This window comes from Streptomyces sp. NPDC052012 (assembly GCF_040689265.1).
In the GTDB taxonomy this organism is placed as follows: domain Bacteria; phylum Actinomycetota; class Actinomycetes; order Streptomycetales; family Streptomycetaceae; genus Streptomyces.
This window is the reverse complement of the sequence record NZ_JBFAXA010000012.1, coordinates 37,319-58,278: the sequence shown is the minus strand read 5'-3', so window position 1 is coordinate 58,278 and position 20,960 is coordinate 37,319. Positions and strand designations below refer to the sequence as shown.

At 71.9% G+C, this 20,960-nt stretch carries 15 protein-coding genes; 8 read left to right on the top strand and 7 right to left on the bottom strand.

What is annotated here, in order from left to right; all coding sequences use genetic code 11:
• Positions 1 to 55 precede the first annotated feature (55 nt).
• The 3 genes from AB0412_RS20380 to AB0412_RS20370 all read left to right on the top strand — a co-directional run bounded on the left by AB0412_RS20380 (position 56) and on the right by AB0412_RS20370 (position 5,846).
• Entirely contained in the window at positions 56 to 3,826 is a 3,771-nt protein-coding gene (locus tag AB0412_RS20380) for an ABC transporter ATP-binding protein (protein ID WP_366403985.1), read from the top strand.
• 86 nt (positions 3,827 to 3,912) lie between these two features.
• Positions 3,913 to 4,299 carry a hypothetical protein gene (locus AB0412_RS20375; protein WP_366403984.1) on the top strand — a complete coding sequence of 129 codons (387 nt, stop codon included), beginning with the start codon at positions 3,913 to 3,915 and terminating at the stop codon, positions 4,297 to 4,299.
• 98 nt (positions 4,300 to 4,397) lie between these two features.
• On the top strand, positions 4,398 to 5,846 hold the full coding sequence (locus AB0412_RS20370) for a S28 family serine protease (protein ID WP_366403983.1): 1,449 nt from the start codon (positions 4,398 to 4,400) through the stop codon (positions 5,844 to 5,846).
• Between the two features lie 13 nt (positions 5,847 to 5,859).
• Here AB0412_RS20370 and AB0412_RS20365 read toward each other — a convergent pair whose 3' ends face one another.
• The 3 genes from AB0412_RS20365 to AB0412_RS20355 form a co-directional block, all read right to left on the bottom strand.
• On the bottom strand, positions 5,860 to 6,498 hold the full coding sequence (locus AB0412_RS20365) for a hypothetical protein (RefSeq protein WP_366403982.1): 639 nt from the start codon (positions 6,496 to 6,498) through the stop codon (positions 5,860 to 5,862).
• A gap of 143 nt (positions 6,499 to 6,641) precedes the next feature.
• Positions 6,642 to 8,492, bottom strand: a complete 1,851-nt coding sequence (locus tag AB0412_RS20360) for a glycoside hydrolase family 3 protein (RefSeq protein ID WP_366403981.1) — start codon at positions 8,490 to 8,492, stop codon at positions 6,642 to 6,644.
• A gap of 442 nt (positions 8,493 to 8,934) precedes the next feature.
• Positions 8,935 to 9,852: a LysR family transcriptional regulator gene (locus AB0412_RS20355; RefSeq protein WP_366403980.1), complete on the bottom strand. Its 918-nt coding sequence runs from the start codon at positions 9,850 to 9,852 to the stop codon at positions 8,935 to 8,937.
• Positions 9,853 to 9,944: 92 nt separating this feature from the next.
• Between AB0412_RS20355 and AB0412_RS20350 the strand changes: the two genes are divergently transcribed.
• The gene (locus tag AB0412_RS20350) at positions 9,945 to 10,865 is read left to right on the top strand and encodes an EamA family transporter (RefSeq protein WP_366403979.1); all 921 of its coding nucleotides are present in this window, start codon (positions 9,945 to 9,947) and stop codon (positions 10,863 to 10,865) included.
• Here AB0412_RS20350 and AB0412_RS20345 read toward each other — a convergent pair.
• From AB0412_RS20345 to AB0412_RS20335, 3 genes are all read right to left on the bottom strand, one after another.
• Positions 10,849 to 11,649 (bottom strand): sugar phosphate isomerase/epimerase family protein, encoded by an 801-nt coding sequence (locus AB0412_RS20345; RefSeq protein WP_366403978.1) that lies wholly within the window; start codon positions 11,647 to 11,649, stop codon positions 10,849 to 10,851. The genes AB0412_RS20350 and AB0412_RS20345 overlap by 17 nt on opposite strands.
• Before the next feature lie 43 nt (positions 11,650 to 11,692).
• Positions 11,693 to 12,628: a helix-turn-helix domain-containing GNAT family N-acetyltransferase gene (locus AB0412_RS20340; protein ID WP_366403977.1), complete on the bottom strand. Its 936-nt coding sequence runs from the start codon at positions 12,626 to 12,628 to the stop codon at positions 11,693 to 11,695.
• Between the two features lie 173 nt (positions 12,629 to 12,801).
• Entirely contained in the window at positions 12,802 to 13,848 is a 1,047-nt protein-coding gene (locus tag AB0412_RS20335) for a LacI family DNA-binding transcriptional regulator (protein ID WP_366403976.1), read from the bottom strand.
• 220 nt (positions 13,849 to 14,068) lie between these two features.
• Here AB0412_RS20335 and AB0412_RS20330 point away from each other — a divergent pair, with 220 nt between their 5' ends.
• The 3 genes from AB0412_RS20330 to AB0412_RS20320 are packed head-to-tail and all read left to right on the top strand — an operon-like array spanning position 14,069 to position 17,195.
• Positions 14,069 to 15,220, top strand: coding sequence for a Gfo/Idh/MocA family oxidoreductase (locus AB0412_RS20330; RefSeq protein WP_366403975.1), 1,152 nt, complete (start codon positions 14,069 to 14,071; stop codon positions 15,218 to 15,220).
• The gene (locus AB0412_RS20325) at positions 15,217 to 16,368 is read left to right on the top strand and encodes a dihydrodipicolinate synthase family protein (protein WP_366403974.1); all 1,152 of its coding nucleotides are present in this window, start codon (positions 15,217 to 15,219) and stop codon (positions 16,366 to 16,368) included. Before AB0412_RS20330 ends, AB0412_RS20325 begins: the two co-directional genes overlap by 4 nt.
• A complete protein-coding gene (locus AB0412_RS20320) occupies positions 16,365 to 17,195 on the top strand; it encodes a sugar phosphate isomerase/epimerase family protein (RefSeq protein ID WP_366403973.1) in 831 nt (276 codons plus the stop codon). The genes AB0412_RS20325 and AB0412_RS20320 overlap by 4 nt, the downstream gene beginning before the upstream one ends.
• A gap of 251 nt (positions 17,196 to 17,446) precedes the next feature.
• Here the strand turns inward: AB0412_RS20320 and AB0412_RS20315 are convergent, their stop codons facing one another.
• The gene (locus AB0412_RS20315) at positions 17,447 to 18,349 is read right to left on the bottom strand and encodes a ribokinase (RefSeq protein ID WP_366403972.1); all 903 of its coding nucleotides are present in this window, start codon (positions 18,347 to 18,349) and stop codon (positions 17,447 to 17,449) included.
• A 149-nt stretch (positions 18,350 to 18,498) separates the two neighbouring features.
• On the opposite strand from AB0412_RS20315, the gene AB0412_RS20310 reads away from it, so the two are divergent.
• A complete protein-coding gene (locus AB0412_RS20310) occupies positions 18,499 to 20,793 on the top strand; it encodes an ATP-dependent RecD-like DNA helicase (RefSeq protein ID WP_366403971.1) in 2,295 nt (764 codons plus the stop codon).
• Positions 20,794 to 20,960: the final 167 nt, after the last annotated feature.

The following is a 20,960-nucleotide window of genomic DNA, read 5'->3' as shown; positions in this document are numbered from 1 at the left end:
GCGTTGGTGCCTTCCGGTAGATCAGGCAGACCGGAAGATCACGGAGGGCACCCGCGTGGACGCGCAACGGGGATGGGCACGGCGACTGGCCGGATACGCGTGGCGCCATCCCAAGGACGTCGTCCTGGCCCTGGGCTCCTCCCTCGGCGGCATGGCCGTGATGGCCCTGGTGCCGCTGATCACCAAGGTGATCATCGATGACGTCATCGGCGACCACAGCCGCGCGATGATGCCCTGGGCCGGCGCCCTGATCGGTGCCGCGCTCCTCGTCTACGTCCTCACCTACATCCGCCGCTACTACGGCGGCCGGCTCGCCCTCGACGTCCAGCACGACCTGCGGACCGAGATGTACCGGGCGATCACCCGGCTCGACGGCCGCCGCCAGGACGAGCTGTCCACCGGGCAGGTCGTCGGGCGGGCGACCAGCGACCTCCAGCTGATCCAGGGTCTGCTGTTCATGCTGCCGATGACCATCGGCAACATCCTGCTGTTCCTGATCTCGCTGGGGATCATGGCGTCGCTGTCCCTGCCGCTCACCCTCGTCGCGCTCGCCGTCGCCCCCGCCCTGTGGTGGATCGCCAAGCGCAGCCGCACCCGGCTGCACCCCTCCACCTGGTACGCGCAGGCCCAGGCCGCCGCCGTCGCCGGGGTGGTCGACGGGGCGGTCAGCGGCGTCCGTGTGGTCAAGGGCTTCGGTCAGGAGGAGCAGGAGACCGGCAAGCTGCGCGAGGTCGGCCGGCGGCTGTACGCGGCGCGGCTGCGCACCATCCGCCTGAACTCCCGGTACACCCCCGCCCTGCAGGCCGTCCCCGCGCTCGGCCAGGTGGCGATGCTCGCCCTCGGCGGCTGGCTCGCCGTGCGCGGGCACATCACGCTCGGCACCTTCGTCGCCTTCTCCACCTACCTCGCCCAGCTCGTCGGCCCGGTGCGGATGCTCGCCGTGGTCCTCACCGTCGGCCAGCAGGCCCGCGCGGGCACCGAGCGCGTCCTGGAGCTGATCGACACCGAGCCGTCCCTGACCGACGGCACCAAGGACCTCCCCACCGACGCGCCCGCGACCGTCGAGTTCGACGACGTCTCCTTCGGCTACGACCCCGAGCACCCGGTCCTGGACGGCCTGTCCTTCGAGATCCGCCCCGGCGAGACCCTGGCCGTCGTCGGCGCCTCGGGCTCCGGCAAGTCCACCGTCTCCCTGCTCCTGCCGCGTTTCTACGACGTCACGGGCGGCGCGGTCCTCGTCGGCGGGCACGACGTGCGCGAGCTGACCACCGAGTCGCTGCGCGCCGCGATCGGCCTGGTCCCCGAGGACTCCTTCCTGTTCTCCGACACCGTGCGCAACAACATCGCGTACGGCCGCCCGGACGCCACCGAGGAGCAGATCGTCGCCGCCGCCCGCGCGGCCCAGGCGGACCGGTTCATCGCCGAGCTGCCCGACGGCTACGACACCACGGTCGGCGAGCACGGCCTGACCCTCTCCGGCGGCCAGCGCCAGCGCATCGCGCTCGCCCGCGCGATCCTCACCGACCCGCGCCTGCTGGTCCTCGACGACGCCACCTCCGCCGTGGACGCCCGCGTCGAGCACGAGATCCACGAGGCGCTCAAGGAGGTCATGCGGGGCCGTACGACCCTGCTGATCGCCCACCGCCGCTCCACCCTCAACCTCGCCGACCGTATCGCCGTCCTCGACGCCGGCCGGCTCGCCGACCTCGGCACCCACGAGGAACTCCAGCGCCGCTCACCCCTGTACCGCCGCCTGCTCACCGACCCCGACGAGCTCGGGGGCGTCTCCCCGGGCCACACCCCGCCCGCCGAGCCGCAGCAGGAGGACACCTCCGTCCGCGCGGAGCTGGACGCCGAGTTCGACGCCGAGCGCGGGGTCACCCCCCGGCTGTGGACGGGCGACCGCGAGCCGAAGGACACCGCTCTGTCCGGCTCCCCGGCCACCCCCGAACTGCTCGCCCAGGTCGAGGCGCTGCCCCCGGCGACCGACGTCCCCGACGTCGACGAGACCCGTGCCGTCCAGCCGGAGGAGTCGTACGGCCTGCGCCGCCTGCTCCAGGGCTTCGGGCTCGCGCTCCTCGTCAGCCTCGCCCTCGTCGCCGTCGACGCCGGCATGGGCCTGCTGCTGCCGGTGCTGATCCGGCACGGCATCGACTCCGGCGTCACCCAGGCGTCCCTCGGCGCGGTCTGGGCCGCCTCCCTGCTCGCCCTGCTCACGGTCGTGGTGCAGTGGGCGGCGCAGATCGGCGAGACCCGGATGACCGGACGCACCGGCGAACGCGTCCTGTACGCGCTGCGGCTGAAGATCTTCGCCCAGCTCCAGCGGCTCGGCCTCGACTACTACGAGCGCGAGCTGACCGGCCGGATCATGACCCGGATGACCACCGACGTCGACGCCCTGTCGACGTTCCTGCAGACCGGCCTGGTCACCGCGTTCGTCTCGGTGGTCACCTTCTTCGGCATCATGGTCGCCCTGCTGGTGATCGACGTGCAGCTCGCCCTGGTCGTGTTCGCCACGCTGCCCCTGCTGATCGTCGCCACCTACTTCTTCCGCCGGGCCAGCGTGAAGGCGTACGAACTGGCCCGCGAGCGGGTCTCGGCCGTCAACGCCGACCTTCAGGAGTCGGTGTCCGGGCTGCGGATCGTGCAGGCGTTCCGGCGCGAGCGGGACGGCGGGCAGCGGTTCGCGGAGCGCAGCCTGGCCTACCGCAGCGCCCGCATCCGGGGTCAGTGGCTGATCTCCGTCTACTTCCCGTTCGTGCAGTTCCTGTCCTCGGTCGCGGCGGCGGCCGTGCTGATCGTGGGCGGTGCCCGGGTCGACGACGGGACGCTGACGACCGGTGCGCTGGTGGCGTACCTGCTGTACATCGACCTGTTCTTCGCCCCCGTGCAGCAGCTGTCCCAGGTCTTCGACGGCTACCAGCAGGCGTCCGTCTCCCTCGGCCGCATCCAGGAGCTGCTGCGCGAACCGACGTCCACCGGGCCCGCGGCCAAGCCCCTCGGCGTGCCCGCGCTGCGCGGCGAGATCGCCTTCGAGGACGTGCACTTCACGTACGGCGGCGCCGACGAGAAGGAAGCGGCCCTGCGCGCCATCGACCTGCGCATCCCCGCCGGGCAGACCGTCGCCTTCGTCGGCGAGACCGGCGCCGGCAAGTCCACCCTGGTCAAGCTGGTCGCCCGGTTCTACGACCCCACCGGCGGCCGGGTCACCGTCGACGGCACGGACCTCAGGGACCTCGACCTCACCGCGTACCGGCACCGCCTCGGCGTGGTCCCGCAGGAGGCGTACCTGTTCCCCGGCACCGTCCGCGACGCCATCGCCTACGGCCGCCCGGACGCCACCGACGCCGAGGTGGAGGCCGCGGCCCGCGCGGTCGGCGCGCACGAGATGATCGCCACGCTGGAGGGCGGCTACCTCCACGAGGTCGCCGAGCGCGGCCGCAACCTCTCCGCGGGCCAGCGCCAGCTGATCGCGCTCGCCCGCGCCGAACTGGTCGACCCGGACATCCTGCTCCTCGACGAGGCGACGGCCGCCCTGGATCTCGCCACCGAGGCCCAGGTCAACCAGGCCACCGACCGCCTGGCCGACCGCCGCACCGCCCACCCGTCGCCCGACCACCACCCCTCAACGAGCGCTTACGCGCGCACCACCTTGATCGTCGCCCACCGCCTGACCACGGCCGCCCGCGCGGACCGCGTCGTCGTCATGGACGACGGCCGCGTCGCCGAGGACGGCACGCACGACGAACTGCTGCAACGCGGCGGGAAGTACGCCGAGTTGTGGCGGACGTTCGTCGGTGAGGACACCGCGGCGGTGCTTTCGTAACGGCCGCGCAACCGTTCCGCCTACGTCATGCGTCCGTACACCCGTACGCCGTTGGACGCGCCGGGCGCGGTACGGGAGGGACGACTGTGGGCAGTGGAGCGATACGCCGGCGACTCGCGCTCGGTCTGGCCGTACTGACCGCCTCCGGGCTGCTCGCGGTCGCCGCTCCCGCCGAGGCGCACGCCGCCGCGCTCTGCCCCGGACGCAAGGTGCGCACCCTGCCGTTCTCCACCGGCACCGTCGTCGTCTACAAGCGCGGCGGCTACGTCTGTGCCGTGACCCTCGCCGGGAAGCCCGGCGCCAAGCGGCTCATGTCGGTCAGCGTCCGGGCGCGCGGCGGCCGTCCGGTCGTCGACGAGGGCCGCTACAAGCGCCACGCGGGCCCGGTGACCGTGCACGCGGGGCGCCGCTGCGTCTGGGTGAAGGGCAGGGTCGGCGCCGGCTCGGTCAGCTCGGGCTGGATCCTCTGCTGAAGTCCCCGTGCCGCATAGGGTTTTCCCTATGTCCCCTGGTGCTGCGGGGAGTTGGTCCGCTAGCTTCCGGCGCACATATGTCTCACAGGGGAGTGCGCATGCGCAAGGCGCTCAGATGGCTGCTGGCGCTCACGGTGCTCATAGGCACCATGAGCACGGCGGGAGCGGCCACCGCCGCCGAGCCGGAGGCCACCGGCACCACCGACAGCAGCACCACCGACATCAAGGACAGACTGCTCTCCATACCCGGCATGAGCCTGGTCGAGGAGAAGCCGTACACCGGCTACCGCTTCTTCGTCCTCAACTACACCCAGCCGGTCGACCACCGCCGCCCCTCCAAGGGCACGTTCCAGCAGCGCATCACCGTGCTGCACAAGGACGTCAGCCGGCCGACCGTCTTCTACACCAGCGGCTACAACGTCTCCACCACGCCCCGCCGCAGCGAGCCGACCCAGATCGTGGACGGCAACCAGGTCTCCATGGAGTACCGCTTCTTCACCCCGTCCCGGCCCGAGCCGGCCGACTGGTCCAAGCTGGACATCTGGCAGGCCGCCAGCGACCAGCACCGCATCTTCAAGGCGCTGAAGAAGATCTACTCCGAGAACTGGATCTCCACCGGCGGCTCCAAGGGCGGCATGACCGCCACCTACTACGAGCGCTTCTACCCGCGTGACATGGACGGCGTGGTCGCCTACGTCGCCCCCAACGACGTGGTGAACAAGGAGGACTCGGCCTACGACCGCTTCTTCGCGAAGGTCGGCACCGAGGAGTGCCGCGACCGCCTCAACGGCGTGCAGCGCGAGGCGCTGGTGCGCCGCGAGGCGCTGAAGAAGAAGTACGAGGCCTACGCCGCCGAGAACGACTACACCTTCGACACCATCGGCAGCCTCGACCGCGCCTACGAGGCCGTCGTCCTCGACTACGTGTGGGGCTTCTGGCAGTACAGCACCCTGAAGGACTGCGACAGCATCCCGGCGGACGCGAAGAACGCCACCGACGACGAGATCTGGACCTCGATCGACACGATCTCCGGCTTCTCCTTCTACACCGACCAGGGTCTCGGCCAGTACACGCCGTACTACTACCAGGCCGGCACCCAGCTGGGCGCGCCCACCATCCACTTCCCGCACATCGAGAAGAAGTACATCCGCTACGGCTACCAGCCGCCGCGCAACTTCGTGCCCCGCTCCATCCCGATGAAGTTCGAGCCGTGGGCCATGCGGGACGTCGACACCTGGGTCCGTCACAACGCCCGGCAGATGCTGTTCGTCTACGGCGAGAACGACCCGTGGGGCGCCGAGCCGTTCCGCCTCGGACACGGCGCGCGTGACTCCTACGTCCTGACCGCCCCCGGTATGAACCACGGTGCCAACGTGGCCGGTCTGGTCCCCGAGGAGAAGGCGCTCGCCACGGCCCGCATCCTCGACTGGGCGGACGTCACGCCGAGCGCGGTCCAGGAGAACCCGGCGGCGGCGAAGCCGCTCGCGAAGTTCGACGCCAAGCTGGACAAGCGCGGCGCCGAGCACGAGCGGACGCTGCGGCCGTAACAGCCGCGCGGCACTACACCGGCCGGGCGCAGCCCACCGGTGACGTGCCGCCGAGCCGGACATACAGGGCCGTGGACGCCGGGCACTTCGACCGGGCGTCCACGGCCTTCGTCACTGTGTACTCCGGCTTGCGCTCGCCCTTGCCGTCGCAGGCGGTCTCGCGCACCTTGCCGTCGTCCAGGCGGTAGACGCAGTCGCCGACGATGGTGCGCGGCCCGCCCCCGCCGCCCGGATCGCCCGGGTGCGGCGGCTGGAGGTTGCGCATACAGGCGTAGCCGCGCGGCACCGCCCCGTCGCCGTCCTCGTCGGAGGAGGGGCGCTGCTCGCTGATGTGCAGCACGAAGTCGGTGGTGCCCGGGCAGCGGGGCCCGTCCCTCATGGTCCCGTCGTGCCGCGCGATCACGCGGGCCGCCGCCCGTTCACCGCCGCAGGACACCTCGGTGAAGCTGGTGCGGCCGAACGAGCTGCACTCGCCGACCGCGAGGAACACCGCCCCGTACCCGGACGGCCGGGTCGGCGCCGGCGATGCCGTCGCGGCCGTCCGTTCGCCCAGGCGGCCGTCCTCCCCGCCACCGCCGCCCGGCGCGCTCTGGCAGCCCGTCAGCAGCGCCACGAGCGCGCACAACGCCCCCACATGACTTCTCACCTGCATAGCATCCCCCCGGACACCCCCGCCCAGCGTGACCCGCCGCGGCGGGTCACGCCAGACATACGGGGTGGTTTGCGCACCTTGGGGGTGGTGCGCCGGGTGTGCGGCGTACGCGGGCTACGCCGGGATGCGTAGGTGCGCCGGTGTCACCGGTACCGCAGCCCGTGCCCGACGGGGAACAGCACCGCCGCCGGATCGTCGGCCCGCTGCACCGGCACCGGCAGCTCCCCGCGCGGGTCCACCTTGCCGGCGATCACCCGGGCCGCCGCCCGCAGTTCGACGTCGGTCCACGAGTACGCCGCCACGTACGCCGGCACGCCGGGCAGATGGGCCACGTCGTACGGGTTGCGGATCGCCACCGCCACGACCGGTCTCCCGGTGGCGAGCAGCTGCTCGACGAGCGTCTTCTGGCTGCTGGTCGCCGAGACGTTGTACGTCCCGACGATCACCGCGTCGGCGTCCCGGGCCGCCGCGACCGCCTTGGCGATGGTCGCCGCCGAGGGTGCCGTGCCCGTGGACAGGGCCGTCGCGGTGAAGCCCAGCTCGGTCAGCGCGCCCGCGAGCACACCGGTCGGCGGTCCCGTCGTGCCGGACGGGGAGGCCGGATCGGCGCCGACGACCAGCAGCTTGCCGTGCCGCCGCCGGGACAGGGGGAGGAGCTGGTTCTCGTTGACCAGGAGTGTGGTCGTCCGCTCGGCCATCCGGTCGGCGGAGGCGAGGTGGGAGCGGGTCCCGACCGTGCGGTCCACGCCCTCGTGGGAGACGTACGGGTCCTTGAACAGCCCGAGCCTGGTCTTCAACCGCAGGATGCGCAGGATCGATTCGTCGAGCCGGGCCTCGGTCAGCTCGCCGTCCTGCACCGCCTTGAGCACGGCGTTCCAGGCCACCTCCAGGGAGGGCGGGTTGAGCAGCTGGTCCACGCCCGCCTTCAGCGCCAGCACCGGCACCCGGTCGTCGCCGTACTTCGTCCGCACGCCCTCCATGCCGAGGGAGTCGGTCACCACCACACCGTCGTAGCCGAGCTCCTCGCGCAGGATGCCGGTCATGATCGGGCGGGACAGGGTGGCCGGGTCCTCGGCCGCGTCGAGGGCCGGGACGACGATGTGCGCGGTCATGATCGAGTCGATGCCCGCGGCGATCGCGGCCCGGAACGGCGGGGCGTCCAGCTGCTCCCACTGCTCGCGGGTGTGGTGGATGTACGGCAGCTTGGCGTGGCTGTCGTCCTTGGTGTCGCCGTGTCCGGGGAAGTGCTTGGCCGTCGAGGCGACGCCGGACGACTGGTAGCCCTTGACCTCCGCCGCGACCAGGGAACCGACCGCCTCCGGCACGGAGCCGAAGGACCGTACGCCGATGACGGGGTTGGCCGGGTTGACGTTGACGTCGGCCACGGGGGAGTAGTTCTGCCGGATGCCCAGGGCGCGCAACTCCCGCCCGGCGATCCGCCCGAGACTGCGCGCATCGGACCGCGATCCGCCCGCGCCGATCGCCATGGCGCCCGGGAAGAGGGTGGCGGGCTCGCCCACGCGGGCGACTATCCCGTGCTCCTGGTCGGTCGAGATGAGCACCGGCAGTCCGCGCGGCAGGTCCAGGGACGCCTTCTGGATGCCGTTGGACAGATCCGCGATCTGATGCGGCTCGCGGGTGTTGTGCGCCCAGGCGAAGTAGATGATGCCGCCCACGCGGTACTTGGCGAGCAGTTCGGCGGCGGTGCGGACGCCGATCTCCTTGAGGTTGGCGTCGATGTCGGCCTGGTCCGGTGCGGTGGCGGAGTGGCCGTAGACCCGCATCACGAACAGCTGGCCGACCTTCTCCTCCAGGGTCATCCGGGAGATGAGGGCGCGCAGGGCGGCGTCGTGGCGGGTGTCGGGGCCGCCGGCCGCCGCGTGGACGGTGCCGCCGGCGGCCAGAGCGGTGGTGACGCCCGCCGTGGCGGCGAGGACGGTGCGTCTGGACGGACGAGCGGTGTTTCCCGTGCTTCCCGTGCTGCTGTCGGGCACGTGCACTCCTTCCGGAGATGATCCGCGGGGATCCGCTGAAGGAAACTTCCAAGAGGTCACCAATATCCGGGAAGTTTCTGCCAGTCAAGGGAATGCACAGTAACCAACGAGGGGCCGCCATCGGCGCAGTTGGAGGGGGGCGCGCCGATGGCGGCGTGCTGCCGGCCGTGGCGCGGCGGAGAGGGTGGGTCAGCGATCGCAGCCAGCAGCGAAGCCGACACCGCGCCACGGAGACTCGTCCGGCAACTCGGGAGTTGGACGGGCGGGGGTGGGGCTGGGTTCCCGGGGTGCGGCGGATTTCCGGAAGTTGGGAGCAGGGGTGCGGGTGGGGTTGGTGGGGTGGTGTGTTGGTCGGTGACCGGGCGCGCGGGGCGTCACGGCGGGGCGGACGGGTGGGGCCGGGGAGCCGGGGGCGCGGTCGCCTTGATGGTCCTGCCGGCGCTCAGCGCGCAGCCCGGGAGGACACCTGTGGCCAGTGCGCGCGCAGGGTGCGGACCGTCTCGGCGATGGCCGGGCGGCGGGCGGCTCCGGTGCGCCACAGGGCGTACAGGCGGCGTACGGGCATGGGGTCGAGCGGGACCTCGACGACGCCCTCGGGGAGCGGGCCGCGGCCCAGGCGGGGGATCAGGGCGACACCGAGCCCGGCGGCGACCAGCGCGACCAGGGTCGGGTTCTCGTCGGCCTGGTGGACGATCTCCGGCTCGTGCCCGGCCGCCCGCAGCGTGCGCACCAGCCACTCGTGGCAGACCCGCCCCGGCGGCTGGCAGATCCACCGCTCACCGCCCAGTTCCTCCCGCCGCACCGCCGCCCGGCCGGCGAAGGGATGCCCCTCGGGTACGAGCAGATCGCACAGGTCGTCCCCGATGACCGCCTGTTCCACCCCGGAGGGGGCCGGAAGCGGCGCGATGTCCCAGTCGTGCGCGACCACGAGATCGACCGCCCCCTTGGCCACCAGATCCACCGACAGATGAGGGTCGATCTCGCTGAGCCGGGTGTCCAGGGCGGGATGACGCCGCGCCAGATCCGCCAGCACCGGCGGCATCAGCCCCCGCGCCGCCGACGGGAACGCCGCCACGGTCAACCGTCCGGCCGGCACCCCGCGCCGCTCCTCCAGCTCCGTCTCGGCCCGCTCCACGATCGCCAGCAACTCCCGTGCCGCGGCGACCAGTTGATGCGCCTCGTCGGTCAGCCGTACGCCCCGGCCCTCCCGCTCGAGCAGCACCGTCCTGGTCTCCCGCTCCAGCTTGGCGATCTGCTGGGACACGGCGGAGGAGGTATACCCGAGCGCCACGGCCGCCGCCCCCACCGTGCCGTGGACGGAGACGGCGTGCAGGGCGCGCAGACGTTGCAGATCGAGCATGACCTCTCCCCCTGAATGTTGAGAGCTGCTTCATCCAACCATGCAGGAATCGTCGCTGGTCCTGAAGGGTCGGTTGCGGTGATCCTCGGTGCATGCGCCCGACCCATGTCTTGCTCGCCGTCCTCGTCGCCGCCGTCTGGGGTGTGAACTTCACCGTCATCGAGATCGGCCTCGACCACTTCCCGCCGCTGCTCTTCTCCGCCCTGCGCTTCCTCGCCGCGGCCCTGCCCGCCGTGTTCCTCGTCGGCCGTCCGAAGGTCGCGTGGACGTGGGTCGTCGCGGTCGGACTGACCCTCGGCGTGGCCAAGTTCGGCCTGCTGTTCGTGGGCATGGACGCGGGGATGCCGGCCGGGCTGTCCTCCCTGGTGCTCCAGGTCCAGGCGGTGTTCACCGCCCTGTTCGCCTTCGCGGCCCTGGGGGAACGCCCCAGCCGCCTCCGCCTGCTGGGCATGGCCGTGGCGCTCGCCGGCATCGGTGTCGCCGCCGTCGAGGAGGGCACCTCCGGCCCCCTGACCGCCTTCGCCCTGGTGATCGCGGCGGCGGCCTGCTGGGGCGCCTCCAATGTCCTGACCCGCAGGGCCGCACCTCCGGACGCCCTGAACTTCATGGTCTGGGTGAGCGCCGTCCCGGTGCTGCCCCTGCTGGCCCTGTCCCTCGCCGTGGAGGGCCCCTCCCGGGACCTGGCGGCGCTGCGCGCACTGGACTGGCAGGGCGCGGGCACGGTGCTGTACGTCGCCTGGGTGACCACCGTCTTCGGCTTCGGCGCCTGGGGCTGGCTGCTGCACCGCCACCCCGCCTCGACGGTCGCCCCGTTCTCACTGCTCGTGCCGGTCTTCGGCATGTCCTCGGCCGCCCTGTTCCTGGCCGAGTCGATGACCCCGCTGCGCTGGTGCGCGGCGGCCCTGCTGGTCGGCGGGGTGGCGCTCGCCTCCATCACGCTGCCGCGACACCGGGCGAGCGCCCCGCCGCCGGAGACTCAGCCCGCGGCGGCCGGCCTCACGCCGAGTCGTTGAGCAGCCGCGCCAGATGCTCACGCCCGGCGCCGAGCAGGTCGGGGAGCGCGGCGGCGTCCGGGTACCAGCGCTTCTCGTACTCCCAGCACAGCCAGCCGTCCCAGCCGTGCCGGGACAGGACCTCCACGCACTCGGTCAGCGGCAGGATGCCCGTGCCGAGGGCGAGGGGCGTGGTGTCGTCGGGGGAGGCGATGTCCTTGACCTGGACGTAGCCGAGGTGCGGGGAGAGCGCCGCGAAGGTCTCCGCGGGCTGCTCGCCGCCCAGCCAGGTGTGCATCACGTCCCACAGCGCACCGACCTGGCGATGACCGACCAGGCCGAGGATCCGCATCGCGTCCGCGCCGGTGCGGTGCGAGTCGTGGGTCTCCAGCAGGATGCGTACGCCGAGGTCGGCGGCGTACTCGGCGGCCGTGCCCAGCCGCCGGGCGGCGGTCGCGTCGGCCTCCTCGGGGCTCTGCTCCGCAGTGCCGCCGGGGAAGACCCTGACGCACGGGGCGCCCAGGTCGCGGGCCAGCTCCAGCAGGGCGCGGACCTCGGTGAGCACGATCTCGTCGTCGCAGGGCGCCGCGACCTTGGGGTAACCGCCGAGGCCCAGGATCTCGACGCCGGCCGCCTTGAACTCGGCGGCGACATCGGCCCGTTCGGTGGGAGTGAGGCCCGAGTGGACGGGTTCCTCGGGGTGGGCGCGCAGTTCGATGCCGTGATAGCCGTGCGCGGTCGCGAGGCGCAGCACATCGGTCACGGGCAGGCCGGGGACACCGAGGGTGGAGAACGCCAGCTTCATAGTCCGGACCCTACCCGCGACCCCGCCCGCCGGCAGCCCCCTCTCACTCCGGTGTCGCACGCAGGTCCAGCCGCCAGTCCTGGCCGACCAGGTCCTTGCCGAAGGAGCGGTGCGGCTTCTCGTCGACCAGGGCGAAGCCGTGCCGCTGGTAGATGCGGCGGGCGGCGGCGAGGACGTCGTTGGTCCACAGCGTCAGCTCCCGGTAGCCGACGCCGCGGGCGAAATCGACGACCGCGCCGACCAGCCGGTCCCCGATCCCCAGCCCCCTCGCCTCCGGCTCCACCAGCAGCAGCCGCAGCCGGGCGGTGGCGGGCGCCTCGTCCCGTACGCACATCACACACCCCACACGACGCCCGTCCAGCTCGGCGATCCACACCCGCTCCAGGTGGGGGTCGTGATCCTGGGCGTAGTCGGCGACGATCCGGGCGACGAGCCCCTCGTAGTCGGCGTTCCACCCGTACTCGGCCGCGTACGACGCGCCGTTGCGCTGCACGATCCACCCCAGGTCACCCGGGCCGGGCTCGCGCAGGACGACGTCCTCGCGGCCGGGCTGCCGTGCCCCCTCGGACAGAAGCTCGCGAATGGTCCGCATGGCCTCGGCGAGACGGGGGCGTTCCGACGCCGGGACGGTGGCCAGCAGGGAGCCGACGGCCGCGTTCGACCGCTCGGCGAGCAGGGCGGCGGTCTCCCGCCCGAGAGCGGTGAGACTGACCCGCCGCCTGCGCGGATCCTCCGGCGAGGGCACGCGCTCGATCAGCCCGTCCCCCTCGAACCTGTTCAGGATCCGGCTCAGATACCCGGCGTCGAGCCCGAGCTCGCCACGCAGGTCGGCGGCGTCCGTACGGGGCGAGTGCGCGAGCTCGTACAGCACGCGCGCCTCGGTCAGGGTGTACGGGACGTACAGCTGCCGGCTGTAGTCGAGGGCGCCGATGAGGTTGGTGTAGAAGCGGTTGAAGGCGCGAACGTCCTGAACGGTCATGATCGCCCCGCAGAGATTCGACTGGGCACGGGCCCCGGGACTGTATCTCTGACTCAGTCAGAGATACCTGCCTCCGAGCCTAGCCGGGTCGGCCGCCCCCGTCACCCTCTCCTCGGAGACGGTGGTACGTGATTCCGCGGCAGTCGCGCAGCTGGGGCGGCACACCCGCACCCTCAATCCCGCGGCACCCCGGAGGACCCCCGCACCATCAACTCCCCCCGCACCGAAGCGATCCCACCCGGCGGCGGCTCCTCCCGCCCCATCGCGATCCGCCCCGCCCGAGCCCCCGCCTCCGCCAACGGCAACCGCACCGTCGTCAGCGCCGGCACCGCGTCGATGCTGAACGGAAGATCATCGAAGCCGGCCACCGACACATCCCCGGGAATCGACCGCCCCGAGTCCCGCAGCGCCGCACACGCCCCCAGCGCGACGGAGTCGTTCGCGGCGACGACCGCCGTCAACGACGAGTCCCTGCGCAGCAGTTCCAGCGTCGCCTCGTACCCGGACCGCCGGTCGTACCGCTCGTGCACGGTCCACCGCGGATCCTCCTCGATCCCGTGCGCGGCCAGCGCGGCCCGATGCCCCTCCAGCCGGTGCCGCGTCGTGGTCCGCTCCTCCGGCCCGGCGATGTACCCCATCCTCCGATGCCCCAGCCCGATCAGATGCTCCGCGAGCTCCTGCCCGCCCCCACGGTTGTCGAAGGCCAGCGCGATCGCCCCGGTCTCCGGCGCCGGCGGCCGCCCGCACAGCACCACCCGTGTCCCCGCCTCCGTCAGCTTCCGCAGCTTCGCGTCCATCGCCGCCTTGTGCGCCGCGTCCTCGATCGCCCCACCGGTCAGCACCACCGCCGCCGCCCGCTGCCGCTGCAACAGCGTGAGATACGTCAGCTCCCGCTCCGGCGACCCACCCGTGTTGCACACGACCGCCAGCCGCTCCCCGCCCGCGCGCCCGCCCGGCCCCCCGATCTCGGACTGGATCGCGCTCGCCATGATCCCGAAGAACGGGTCGGCGATGTCGTTCACCAGGATCCCCACCAGGTCCGACGTCGCCGCGGCCAGCGCGCTGGCGGGGCCGTTCAGCACGTAGTCCAGCTCGTCCACGGCCTTCAGCACCCGCTCCCGCGTGGACGCCGCCACCGGATAGTTGCCGTTCAGCACGCGCGACACCGTCGCGGGGGAGACCTGCGCGCGGGCAGCAACGTCCGCCAGAGTCACCGTCATGTCAAGTCCTCCGCCTCGCGCGTTCCACCGTACGGACCGGGTTTCGACCAGACCTTAAGGCCACACGCTCCGTTGTTCGCCCCCTCGAACAAGTCGGACTCGCATTGGTCTTGTCCACACCCCGCATCAGAGGCTAGCTTCTCCTTGGATAGAAAGCGCTTGCTGTCACGTTCACCAGTGGGACGTACGCGGCGCGCAGACCGCGTACGAAGGGAATGACGTGACACGCAAGACGGTGCGTATCGCCATGAACGGTGTGACCGGGCGCATGGGCTACCGGCAGCACCTCGTCCGCTCCATCCTGGCCCTGCGCGAACAGGGCGGTCTCGACCTCGGCGACGGCACGGTGCTGTGGCCCGAGCCGATCCTCGTCGGCCGCCGCGAGCACGCGCTGAGGGCGCTCGCCGAGCGGCACGGCCTGGAGCACATCTCCACCGACCTCGACGCCGTCCTCGCCGACGAGACCGTCGACATCTACTTCGACGCCCAGGTCACCTCCGCCCGCGAGGAAGCCCTGAAGAAGGCGATCGCCGCCGGCAAGCACATCTACACCGAGAAGCCCACCGCCACCGGCCTGGACGGCGCCCTGGAGCTCGCCCGCCTCGCGAACGCGGCCGGCATCAAGCACGGCGTCGTCCAGGACAAGCTGTTCCTCCCCGGCCTGCTCAAGCTCAAGCGGCTCATCGACGGCGGCTTCTTCGGCCGCATCCTGTCCGTGCGCGGCGAGTTCGGCTACTGGGTCTTCGAGGGCGACTGGCAGGAGGCCCAGCGCCCGTCCTGGAACTACCGCGCGGAGGACGGCGGCGGCATCGTCGTCGACATGTTCCCGCACTGGGAGTACGTCCTGCACGAGCTGTTCGGCCGCGTGAGGTCCGTCCAGGCCCTCACCGCCACCCACATCCCCCAGCGCTGGGACGAGAACGGCAAGCCCTACGACGCCACCGCCGACGACGCCGCCTACGGCATCTTCGAGCTCGACGGCGGCACGATCGCCCAGATCAACTCCTCCTGGGCGGTGCGCGTCAACCGCGACGAGCTCGTCGAGTTCCAGGTCGACGGTACCGAGGGCTCCGCCGTGGCGGGCCTGCGCAACTGCCGCGTCCAGCACCGCTCCGCGACCCCCAAGCCCGTCTGGAACCCCGACATCCCCGCCACCGAGGTCTTCCGCGACCAGTGGCAGGAGGTCCCCGACAACCAGGAGTTCGACAACGGCTTCAAGGCCCAGTGGGAGCTGTTCCTCAAGCACGTCCACACCGACGCCCCCTACCACTGGGACCTGCTGGCCGGCGCCCGCGGCGTCCAGCTCGCCGAGCTGGGCCTGAAGTCCTCCGCGGAGGGCCGCCGCCTCGACGTACCGGAGATCGCCCTGTGACCATCCGACTGCCCGACGCCCACGGCCGTCTGCGCACCTACGAGCCGCGCACCGAGCCCCTGACCGTCCACCCGGGAAGCGCTTTCTCCTCCCGTACGGTCTTCTCCGCCGCCCACGTCGTCGCCGACCCGTACGCGGACGTCTCGCCCGACTCGCCCGCCGCCGTCGACTGGGACGCCACCCTCGCCTTCCGCCGCCACCTGTGGTCCCACGGCCTCGGTGTCGCCGAGGCCATGGACACCGCCCAGCGAGGCATGGGCCTGGACTGGGCGGGCGCGGCCGAGCTGATCCGCCGGTCGGCGGCGGAGGCGAAGGCGGTCGGCGGCCGCATCGCCTGCGGCGTGGGCACCGATCAGATCACCGGCGGGACCCTCGCCGAGGTCCGCGCCGCGTACGAGGAACAGCTCGCCGTCGTCGAGGAGGCGGGCGCACAGCCCATCCTGATGGCCTCCCGGGCCCTGGCCGCGACGGCGAAGGGCCCCGAGGACTACCTGGAGACCTACGGCCACCTGCTGCGCCAGTCCGCCGAACCGGTGATCCTGCACTGGCTCGGCCCGATGTTCGACCCGGCGCTGGAGGGCTACTGGGGCTCCGCCGACCTGGACGCGGCGACGGACACCTTCCTGGAGGTGATCTCCGCGCACCCGGACAAGGTCGACGGCATCAAGGTCTCCCTGCTGGACGCCCAGCGCGAGATCGACCTGAGGCGCCGGCTGCCCCAGGGCGTGCGCTGCTACACCGGCGACGACTTCCACTACCCCGAGCTGATCGCGGGCGACGAGCGGGGCTTCAGCCACGCCCTGCTGGGCATCTTCGACCCGCTGGGCCCGCTGGCGGCGGAGGCGGTACGGGTCCTGGACACGGGGAACGTGGACGGCTTCCGGTCCCTCCTCGACCCCACCGTCGAGCTCTCCCGCCACCTCTTCCAGGCCCCGACCCGCTTCTACAAGACGGGCGTGGTGTTCCTGGCCTGGCTCGCGGGCCACCAGTCGCACTTCACGATGGTCGGCGGCCTGCAGTCCGCCCGTTCCCTGCCGCACTTCGCCCGCGCCTACGAACTCGCCGACGGCCTCGGCCTGTTCCCGGACCCGAAGCTCGCCGAGGAACGGATGAGGACCCTGCTGAACCTGTACGGAGTGACGCCGTGACCGCTCTCGCGCGTTTCAGCATCAACCAGATGACGGTCAAGCAGCTGTCGCTGCCGGACCTCGTCGACGCCTGCCGTGACCTGGGCGTCCCCGGCGTGGGCCTGTGGCGCGAACCGGTCCAGGCGTACGGCGTGGAGGCGGCGGCGAAGCTGGTCCGCGACGCGGGCCTGGCGGTGACCACCCTGTGCCGCGGCGGCTTCCTGACGGCGATCGACCCGGCCGAGCGGGCCGCCGCCCTCGCGGACAACCGCCGCGCCGTGGACGAGGCGGCGACGCTGGGCACGGACGTCCTGGTGCTGGTCTCGGGCGGCCTCCCGGCCGGCTCCAAGGACCTGCACGGCGCCCGCGAACGCATCGCCGACGCCCTCGCCGAGCTGGGCCCCTACGCCGAGCAGCACGGAGTGAAGCTGGCCATCGAGCCGCTGCACCCCATGTTCGCCTCCGACCGCTGCGTGGTCTCCACCCTGGCCCAGGCCCTCGACCTCGCCGAACGCTTCCCGGCCCACCAGGTCGGCGTGACCGTGGACACGTACCACATCTGGTGGGACGACCGGGCACCGGAACAGATCGCCCGGGCGGGTGCGGGGGGCCGCATCCACACCTTCCAGCTCGCCGACTGGATCACCCCGCTGCCCGAGGGCGTCCTCAACGGCCGCGGCCAGATCGGCGACGGCGCGATCGACATGCGCGCGTGGCGCGGATACGTGGAGGCGGCCGGGTACACCGGGCCGATCGAGGTCGAACTCTTCAACGACCCCCTGTGGGCGAGGGACGGCCGCGAGGTCCTCGCCGAGACGGCCCGGCGCTTCGTGGAGCACGCCGCGTAGGGATCGAGGGAGGAGAAGGGGACGAGAAAGGGACGAGATAGGGACGAGAAGGGGAGGAGAAAAGGGAGCGGGGGAAGGGCCGGAAAAATTTCTCGAAGTGACCGTGCAACCCTTCCCCCACCTTGCGGGTCGTACTTGATGTCAGAACTTCTGGAGGGGGACCCGGGGGGGCTTGGGGGTTCTGACGGGGGAGGAAACCGAGGGGGCCCGGTCGACGGACCGGGCCCCCTCGAAGTTTGCCGCCCTTCGTTTCACAGGGCCGCGAGGTCGGCCTGTGTCGGGAACGAGTCCTGGGCGCCTTTCCTGGTGACGGTCGCCGCCCCGACCCGCACCGCGTACGCCGCGGCCTCCTCGAGCGCCTCGCCCCTCCCCAGCCGCCAGGCCAGCGCGGCGGTGAAGGCATCACCGGCGCCGGTGGTGTCCACGGGGCGCACGGGCACGGACGGCACCCGGGAGACACCCCCCTTGTCGGCCACCAGCGCGCCCTCACCCCCCAGCGTCACCACCACCGAGCGCGGCCCCTTGGCGAGCAGCAGCCGGGCCCAGTCCTCGGCCCGGTCGCTCACACGCGCGTCGCCCAGGATCACCTTGGCCTCGTGCTCGTTGACGATGAGCGGATCGCACGCGTCCAGCACCTCGCGCGGCAGGGGGCGAGGAGGCGAGGGGTTCAGCACGAACCGGCTGTCCGGGGCCAGGCTCCGCACCACTTCGACGACCGTCTCCAGCGGGATCTCGAGCTGCACGGACACCACCCGGGAGGCGTGGAACAGGCTCCCGGCCGCCCGCACGTCCCCCGGCGTCAGCCGGCCGTTCGCCCCCGGTGAGACGACGATGCTGTTGTCCCCGGACGGATCCACCGTGATCAGTGCGACCCCGGTCGGCGCCCCGCCGACCAGCACGCCCACCGTGTCCACCCCGGCCGCCCGCAGCGAGTCCAGCAGCAGCCGCCCGTGCCCGTCGTCACCGACCCGCGCGAGCAGGGCGGTACGGGCACCGAGCCGGGCGGCGGCAACGGCCTGGTTGGCCCCCTTCCCCCCGGGATGCACGGCCAGATCGGACCCCAGCACCGTCTCCCCGGCCCCCGGCCGCCGCTCCACGCCGATCACCAGATCGGCGTTGGCCGACCCCACGACGAGGAGGTCGTAGTCGTTCATGCGCACTCCCGTACTCCCTCGGCTGCGCCCGCATTGTCCACCGCGATCCTGCCCGTTTCCTCGGACGCGCGGAGACGAAGAGGGGCAAGGTCACCCTGTGAATGCCATGGCCCACCCCCTCTGTCACACCTCCCCGCTACCGTCGGATCATGACCGACCAGTCCGCAGCGGCCCCCGGCGAGCGGCGGCTCGCCACGCTCGAAGGGGTGCTCGAGCGCATCACCTACGCCAACGAGGAGAACGGCTACACGGTCGCCCGTGTCGACACCGGCAGAGGTGCCGGTGATCTCCTCACCGTCGTCGGTGCGCTGCTCGGTGCGCAGGTGGGGGAGTCGCTGCGGATGGAGGGGCGCTGGGGGTCCCACCCGCAGTACGGCAAGCAGTTCCACGTGGAGAACTACACGACCGTCCTCCCGGCCACCGTCCAGGGCATCCGGCGTTATCTCGGCTCCGGGCTGGTCAAGGGCATCGGGCCCGTCTTCGCCGACCGCATCACCCAGCACTTCGGCATGGACACCCTGAAGATCATCGAGGAGGAGCCGAAGCGGCTGATCGAGGTCCCGGGGCTCGGCCCCAAGCGGACCAAGAAGATCGCCGACGCCTGGGAGGAGCAGAAGGCGATCAAGGAGGTGATGCTGTTCCTCCAGACCGTCGAGGTGTCGACGTCCATCGCCGTGCGGATCTACAAGAAGTACGGCGACGCCTCGATCTCCGTCGTGAAGAACCAGCCGTACCGCCTCGCCGCCGACGTCTGGGGCATCGGCTTCCTCACCGCCGACAAGATCGCCCAGTCCGTCGGCATCCCGCACGACAGCCCGGAGCGGGTGAAGGCGGGGCTTCAGTACGCCCTGTCGCAGTCCACCGACCAGGGGCACTGCTATCTCCCGGAGGAGAAGCTGATCGCCGACGCGGTGAAGCTGCTCCAGGTCGACACGGGCCTGGTCATCGAGTGCCTCGCCGAGCTGGCCGCCCAGCCCGAGGACGGCGAGGACCCCGGTGTCGTACGGGAGAAGGTGCCCGCCCCCGACGGCGGCTCGGACCCCGTCACCGCCGTCTACCTCGTGCCCTTCCACCGCGCCGAGGTCGCCCTCTCCCACCGCCTCCTGCGCCTGCTGCGGACGGACGAGGACCGGATGCCGGCCTTCCGGGACGTCGCCTGGGACAAGGCGCTGACGTGGCTCAAGGGCCGCACCGGCGCCGACCTCGCCCCCGAGCAGGAAGCCGCCGTCAAGCTCGCGCTCACCGAGAAGGTCGCCGTCCTCACCGGCGGTCCCGGCTGCGGCAAGTCCTTCACCGTGCGCTCGGTCGTGGAGCTGGCCCGCGCGAAGAAGGCCAAGGTGGTGCTCGCCGCCCCGACCGGTCGCGCGGCCAAGCGGCTCGCCGAGCTGACCGGCGCCGAGGCCTCCACCGTCCACCGCCTGCTGGAGCTGAAGCCCGGCGGTGACGCGGCCTACGACGCCGACCGCCCGCTGGACGCCGATCTCGTCGTGGTCGACGAGGCATCCATGCTGGACCTCCTCCTCGCCAACAAGCTGGTCAAGGCGGTGCTCCCCGGCGCCCATCTCCTCTTCGTGGGCGACGTCGACCAGCTGCCCAGCGTCGGCGCCGGGGAGGTGCTCCGCGACCTCCTCGCCGACGGCAGCCCCGTCCCCGCCGTCCGCCTCACCCGCGTCTTCCGCCAGGCCCAGCAGTCCGGCGTCGTCACCAACGCGCACCGCATCAACGCCGGGCAGCACCCGGTCACCGACGGCATGAAGGACTTCTTCCTCTTCGTCGAGGACGACACCGAGGAGGCCGGGCGGCTGACCGTGGATGTCGCGGCCCGCCGCATCCCCGCGAAGTTCGGTCTCGACCCGCGCCGTGACGTGCAGGTTCTCGCACCCATGCACCGCGGGCCGGCCGGTGCGGGCACGCTGAACGGGCTGCTCCAGCAGGCCATCACCCCGGGCCGCCCGGACCTGCCCGAGAAGCGTTTCGGCGGCCGGGTCTTCCGCGTCGGCGACAAGGTCACCCAGATTCGCAACAATTACGAGAAGGGCAAGAACGGGGTCTTCAACGGCACCGTGGGTGTGGTCACCTCACTCGACCCGGTCGACCAGCGCCTGACGGTGCTGACGGACGAGGACGAGGAGGTGCCGTACGAGTTCGACGAACTCGACGAACTGGCGCACGCCTACGCGGTGACCATCCACCGCTCCCAGGGCAGCGAGTACCCGGCGGTCGTCATCCCGGTGACCACGGGCGCGTGGATGATGCTCCAGCGCAACCTGCTGTACACGGCGGTCACCCGGGCCAAACGCCTGGTCGTCCTCGTCGGCTCCCGCAAGGCGATCGGACAGGCAGTGCGTACGGTCTCGGCGGGCCGGCGCTGCACGGCGCTGGACTTCCGCCTCTCGGGTTCCGCATCCGGTTCCGCCTCTCCGGGGCCCGTCCCGGGGCTGTGAGGTCCGCGACACAAAAAAATGATCGATCAAACGAGTCGCAAAGGTCACAGAGCACTTCCGGAAGGGGAACACAGGGGGCAGGATGGGCAAGTTGGCGGCACTCAGTGCCGCCGATAGGCCCGATGGTCGACCCCGAGTGCACTCTCCTGAGCCAAGTGGGGGATGGT

What these genes read in the sequence shown, in the direction of transcription:
- AB0412_RS20370 (WP_366403983.1), top strand. Translation starts at nt 4,398, where the DNA reads ATGCGCAAGGCGCTCAGATGGCTGCTGGCGCTCACGGTGCTCATAGGC.
- AB0412_RS20335 (WP_366403976.1), bottom strand. Translation starts at nt 13,848, where the DNA reads ATGACGGTGACTCTGGCGGACGTTGCTGCCCGCGCGCAGGTCTCCCCC.
- AB0412_RS20315 (WP_366403972.1), bottom strand. Translation starts at nt 18,349, where the DNA reads ATGAACGACTACGACCTCCTCGTCGTGGGGTCGGCCAACGCCGATCTG.
- AB0412_RS20340 (WP_366403977.1), bottom strand. Translation starts at nt 12,628, where the DNA reads ATGACCGTTCAGGACGTTCGCGCCTTCAACCGCTTCTACACCAACCTC.
- AB0412_RS20355 (WP_366403980.1), bottom strand. Translation starts at nt 9,852, where the DNA reads ATGCTCGATCTGCAACGTCTGCGCGCCCTGCACGCCGTCTCCGTCCAC.
- AB0412_RS20345 (WP_366403978.1), bottom strand. Translation starts at nt 11,649, where the DNA reads ATGAAGCTGGCGTTCTCCACCCTCGGTGTCCCCGGCCTGCCCGTGACC.
- AB0412_RS20350 (WP_366403979.1), top strand. Translation starts at nt 9,945, where the DNA reads ATGCGCCCGACCCATGTCTTGCTCGCCGTCCTCGTCGCCGCCGTCTGG.
- AB0412_RS20310 (WP_366403971.1), top strand. Translation starts at nt 18,499, where the DNA reads ATGACCGACCAGTCCGCAGCGGCCCCCGGCGAGCGGCGGCTCGCCACG.
- AB0412_RS20365 (WP_366403982.1), bottom strand. Translation starts at nt 6,498, where the DNA reads ATGCAGGTGAGAAGTCATGTGGGGGCGTTGTGCGCGCTCGTGGCGCTG.